The 5754-nt window shown below is 72.1% G+C and carries 3 protein-coding genes; 1 reads left to right on the top strand and 2 read right to left on the bottom strand.

The genetic code is table 11. From position 1 onward, the window contains the following. Positions 1-111: 111 nt before the first annotated feature. Positions 112-2397 (top strand): molybdopterin oxidoreductase family protein, encoded by a 2286-nt coding sequence (locus FNH08_RS42895; RefSeq protein WP_152776929.1) that lies wholly within the window; start codon positions 112-114, stop codon positions 2395-2397. Between the two features lie 3 nt (positions 2398-2400). Here the strand turns inward: FNH08_RS42895 and FNH08_RS42900 are convergent, their stop codons facing one another. Both FNH08_RS42900 and FNH08_RS42905 read right to left on the bottom strand, forming a co-directional pair. After that, positions 2401-2820, bottom strand: a complete 420-nt coding sequence (locus tag FNH08_RS42900; RefSeq protein WP_152776930.1) for a gamma-glutamylcyclotransferase family protein — start codon at positions 2818-2820, stop codon at positions 2401-2403. Between the two features lie 12 nt (positions 2821-2832). Next, positions 2833-5733 carry a toll/interleukin-1 receptor domain-containing protein gene (locus FNH08_RS42905; RefSeq protein WP_322726377.1) on the bottom strand — a complete coding sequence of 967 codons (2901 nt, stop codon included), beginning with the start codon at positions 5731-5733 and terminating at the stop codon, positions 2833-2835. Positions 5734-5754: the final 21 nt, after the last annotated feature.

Here is a 5754-nt window from a genome sequence, read left to right on the forward strand (position 1 = left end):
CCCTCAGACCGGCCGCCTCACGTCGGCCCCCGCCCCGCCGGGAGGTCCCCGTCCCGGCCGCGTAACCGACGGCGTCCCGTCACGTAACACGGCCGAAGCACGCTGAAACGCATGCAGACCACCTCGACGCCCACGCACTGCCCGTACTGCGCCCTGCAGTGCGGGATGAACCTGTCGCCCCTGCCCAGCGGAGGCGTCGAGGTGGTCGAGCGCACGGACTTCCCCGTCAACCGTGGCGCGCTGTGCGGCAAGGGCCGTACGGCGCCGGAGGTGCTCTCGTCCCGGGTGCGCCTGACCTCCCCGTTGGTGCGCTCCGAGGACACGCTCGTGCCCGCCACCTGGGACGAGGCACTCGACCGGATCGCCGAGGGGCTGCGCCGCACGCGGACGGAGCATGGCCCGGACGCGTGCGGCGTGTTCGGCGGGGGCGGGCTGACGAACGAGAAGGCGTACGCGCTGGGCAAGTTCGCGCGGATCGTGCTCGGCACCTCGCAGATCGACTACAACGGACGCTTCTGCATGTCGTCGGCGGCGGCCGCGGGCATGAAGGCGTTCGGCCTGGACCGGGGACTGCCGTTCCCGCTGGAGGACATCCCTAGGACGGGCTGTGTGATCCTCGTCGGGTCGAACCTAGCGGAGACGATGCCGCCGTCATTGCGCTTCTTCAACGAACTGCGCGAGAACGGCGGCACGCTGATCGTCGTCGACCCGCGCCGCACACGGACGGCCGAGCAGGCGGACCTCCACCTGTCCCCACGCCCCGGTACCGATCTCGCGCTGGCGCTGGGCCTGTTGCACCTGATCGTCGCCGAGGGCCGCACGGACGAGACGTACATCGCCGAGCGCACCAGCGGCTGGGAGGAGGCGCGGGCCGCGGCCATGGCGCACTGGCCGGAGTACGTGGAGCGGATCACGGGAGTGCCCGTTCCCCAACTCCGTGAGGCCGTACGGATGTTCTGCGAGCCGGAGTCCGCGATGGTGCTCACCGCGCGCGGGCCCGAGCAGCAGAGCAAGGGGACCGACACCGTCGGCGCGTGGATCAATCTGTGCCTGGCCACGGGGCGTGCGGGCCGGCCGCTGTCCGGGTACGGGTGTCTGACCGGGCAGGGCAACGGGCAGGGCGGGCGCGAACACGGTCAGAAGGCCGACCAGTTGCCCGGCTACCGCAAGCTGGTCGATCCCGAGGCACGGCGGCACGTCGCCGAGGTGTGGGGCGTGGACCCGGACTCGCTGCCGGGCCCCGGCCGGAGCGCGTACGAACTGCTGGACGCGCTGGGGACGGACATCAAGTCACTGCTGCTGATGGGCTCGAACCCGGTGGTGTCGGCCCCGCGCGCGGCACACATCGAGGAGCGGCTGCGGTCGCTGGACTTCCTGGCGGTGGCCGACGTGGTGCTGTCGGAGACGGCGGCGCTCGCGGACGTGGTCCTGCCGGTGACCCAGTGGGCCGAGGAGACGGGCACGACGACCAACCTGGAGGGCCGCGTGCTGCTGCGCCGCCAGGCGATCACCCCGCCGGAGGGCGTCCGCAGCGACCTGCACGTGATGCACGAGCTGGCCGCCCGGCTGGGCTCGGAACGGGGCCTGGAGAAGGGCTTCCCGACGGACCCGGAGGAGGTCTTCGAGGAGCTGCGCCGGGCCAGCGCGGGCGGGCCCGCCGACTACTCGGGCATCACGTACCGGAGGCTGGCGGAGGAGAACGGGGTGTTCTGGCCGTGCCCGGCGGCTGGTGACACGAACAGCGGCGCGAACCACGGCGCGGACAGCGGCGTAGACAGCAGCGCGGACAGCCACGCGGACAGCGGCGCGGACAGGAACGTAGACCCACGCGCGGACAGCAACGCCGACGACCGTGAGGACGCCTCGCTCGACGCCGCCCTGCCGGACGACCCGGCGGGTGGGCGCGCCGAGGCGGACGCCGGGGCGGCGGTCCATCCCGGCACGCCCCGCCTCTTCCTCGATCGGTTCGCCACGGAGGACGGCCGGGCCCGTTTCGTCCCCGTCTCGCACCGTGCGATCGCCGAGGAGCCGGACAACGAGTACCCCGTGCTCCTGACCACCGGGCGGGTCGTGGCCCAGTACCAGTCCGGCGCCCAGACCCGGCGCGTGGACGAGCTGAACGCCGCCGCGCCCGGCCCGTTCGTCGAGCTGCACCCACGGCTGGCCGAGCGGCTCGGGGCGGCCGAGGGGGACCCGGTGGCCGTGGTCTCCCGGCGCGGACGCGCGGTCGCTCCCGCGCGCATCACCAGCACCATCCGCCCCGACACGGTGTTCATGCCGTTCCACTGGCCCGGCGAGGGCCGCGCCAACACGCTCACCAACCCGGCGCTCGACCCGACCTCCCGCATGCCGGAGTTCAAGGCGTGCGCGGTGCGGCTGGAGACGGTACGCCGCTGATGCTCACCCCGCGGTCCGCCAGTCCCCGCTCTCGATGAGCCTGCCTCGGGCCCGCAGCCGGGCCGCGATGGTGGGCGCGGCCACGTACACCCAGGCCCGCACGAGGGTGCCGTCCGTGCGGGCCACTTCCCTCTCCACCCGCTCGTAGAGGTTGCGGGGGTCGCCCGGCGTGTAGTCCTCCAGGCGGTCGAGGGCACGGAGCAGTTCGTCGTACGTCTCGGGGCGTGCGGTCACGATCTCCCCGGTGACGACGCCGCCCGGTTCCTCCACGGCGTACGGGTAGCCGGGGCCGTCGTACAGCACGAGCCCTCGCATCAGGGCCGGTTCCTCGGACTCGGTGCGCCCGCGCAGGTAGAAGTCGTGGTTTTGCTCACCGGGCCGGAGGGTGCCGTAGACGAAGAAAGGGAGTCTCACGACCCCCATGGTGCACGGGCCTCAGCCGCAGGGGGCGTCCACCTCCAGGCCCGCCAAGTAGCGGTCCCGTTCCCGGGCGGGCAGGGGCTGGCTGACCAGTCCGCACAGCAGGTCGTGCCAGGCATCCACACCGACCGTGCGGCGGACGATCTTGTGGTCGGGGCCGAGGGTGAGGATGTCGTCGGCGGGGCCGGGGACGACCTGCATGCCGGTGTCACCCTCCGCGGAGGCAGCCGGGGGGTCCGTGCTCCAGACGTCGAGCTGATCGCCGCTGCCCGCGTCCAGGATGCGCACGCCCCGGGTGCTCTCGGTCGTGAAGCCCTGGAACAGCAGACTGCCGTCCCGGCTGAACGCCACGTCATACGTCTTGTTCGGCAGGTACCCGGTGGCGCGCACACGACGGCCGGAGTCGAGGTGCACCACGTACACATGGCTTTCCCGGTCGGAGAAGGCCGCCTGGCTCCCCTCGTGGTCGACACCGATGCTGTCGGGCTCGGCCTCGGTCGGCAGGGTGGTGTGGGCGGCGTGCTCGAAGGCGTGGTCGCCGTCCCAGCGCCAGGTGTCGACGTCGTTGGCGGTCTGGTCAAGGACGACCAGGGTTTTGCGGTCCCCGCTCAGGGCGAGCGCGAGGGAGCCGTACTTGGGCTCCGGCATCACCGTGCTGCGGGTGCAGCCCCGGGTGTCGAGCACTTCCACGTCGCCGTTCCACATGCCGACGACATACCGGTCGCCCGGGAGGAAGAAGACGGCGGGGCGGACCAGATCCCCGAAGACGCTGTCGAAGGCCACGCCGCAGTCCGTCCGCTGCCCGGTGCGCAGGTCCCAGATGTCGAACCGCCCTTTGTCCTCATGCTGGCCGCGTTCCACACTCTGCATGCCGACGTACCGCTTGTCCCCGCTGAGCGTGTAGGCCGTGTCCTCCAGGTTCACGGACATGTTGGCGTACGGAATCCCGCCGAGGCGGCGGCCGGTGCGCGGGTCCCAGAACTCGGTGCGGCCCTCGGTCCTGCTCACCGCCATGCGTCCGTCGGGGGTCAAGTCCCCGTAGTCGAACTGCCGGTCGCCGAGGGGTACTCGCTGCCCACGCCGGGCCCCGGTGGTGAAGAGGTTGAGCTCGCCGCCGTACGAGGCGACGGCCACCTGGGCGCCGTCGGCCGAAAGAGCCATGGTGCCGGCCGCCCGGGCGAGGCGGCCCAGTGTCGTGCCGGGCCGCAGCGCCGCGTCGTACAGCCGGACGGCACCGTCCTGCCCGCCCACCACGAAGGTCCCCTCGCCGTCGGCGACCGCCATGTCCTGGTACACGCCCAGGGACCGTTCGGCGACAGGGCGGCGCTTCCCCAGGTCCCACACCTCGGCGCGCTCCGACGTCCGGGCCAGGGCTTTGCGCGCACCGTCGAACAACAGGATCTCGTAGTACTTCGAGGGGTCCGAGGGGTCGCCGGTCATTTCGGGCAGAGACCGGGCGGACTCCCAGCGCGCCGAGTCCGTCAGGAAGTCCCGGACCTGCTGACGCCCGCTGTCGATCAGGGTCATCCGGGTGCCGTCCGCGGAGAAACCGAGCCCGAGTTGGGTGGTGCTCACCCGCATCCGGGTGATCTCCCGCCCGTCGGACGCGTTCCACACGACCACGAACGCCTCGTTCTCGGGGGTGAGGTGCGAGGCCGCCACCCACCGTCCATCGGGCGAGAGAGCGAAGGTGCGAAGCCCGTGCGCGGCGTTGGGCAAATCCTTCGTGTGCCCCGTGGCCATCGTGCGCAGGAGCTTTCCGGTCCGGGTGTCCCACAGCTGGACCTGGTTGAGGTAGACCTCCGTGGCCAGGACGCGGCCGTCGCGGCTCAGCGCCCTGGGGTTGCCATAGGTGCGCAGGACGCGCGTCTGACGGGCGGAGCGCACGTCGTAGAGGCGTACGCCCTCAGCCCGGTCGAATTCCGAGCGGTACGCGGCGGTCGTACCGTCCGCGCTGAGGACGACGTCCGTGTCGGGCCCGCCGCTGGAGCCCTCCAGCCCCGTCACGGAGTCCACATCCCCCCGCAGCCTCCGCTTGGCATACGGCGCCGCGGCCACGGCCTGGGCCAGCGCCCGCCGCGACTCGGGGGTCGACTTGGTCTTCTCGGCGTACAAGGCGTACTGCGCCGCCTGGTTGGGGCTCGTCTCGAGTAGTTGGCCGGAGCGGGCGGCCAGTGCCTGGGAGGCGGAGGTGCGGGCCTGGGCCACGGCCTCGTCGCGCTGTCTGCTGGCGTCGAAGAAGCCGTAGACCGCGAGGAGGAGCAGCACCACGAGCAGGGCGACGCCCGACCAGCTCAGCCGTTTGACGAACCGCAGCTGCCGGAAGTCGTCGTGCTCCAGCTCCTCCTTGGGGCGGCCGTGCAACGGCGCGGCGAGGGTGGCGACCGCGGCGCGGAACGGCGGGTAGCGCAGGGAGTGGTGGGCTCGTTCCTCGATCTCCCGGAGGTCCACCCAGAGCGGGGTGGACGTGAAGTGGCCCGCCAGGTTCGGGGGCAGGCACGTGGTCTTCTGCCAGTCGAAGTCACCGGCTCCGTCGTCCCATTCGATCGCACCGCTCGCGACGGCGATGAGCAGGTGCTCCGTGTCGCGCTCGCGGAGCCAGTAGTCGACTTCCCTGGCCACCCAGGGCGAGGCGGCGGCCTCCGGGGAGGCGAGCAGGATGAGGTAGCGGGAGCGGGTCAGTTCGCGCTGGATCGACTGCCACAGGTCGTGGTTGGCGGGCAGGCTGGTGACGTCGCGGAACACGCTCATGCGCATGGGCCTGAAGCGTGGGACGGCCAGCCGCTCCAGGCCGCGTTGGAGCGTCTTCGCGAGCGGCGCGTTCTTGCGCTGGCTGTACGAGATGAAGGCGTCGCGCTGCTTCGCGCCGTCCGGCACCGCGGCCCGCGCCTCGGCCTCTGTCGTAACTTCCCCCACGGCATCCCCCATGGCGTCCCC

This window comes from Streptomyces spongiae (assembly GCF_009377185.1).
Taxonomy (GTDB): domain Bacteria; phylum Actinomycetota; class Actinomycetes; order Streptomycetales; family Streptomycetaceae; genus Streptomyces; species Streptomyces spongiae.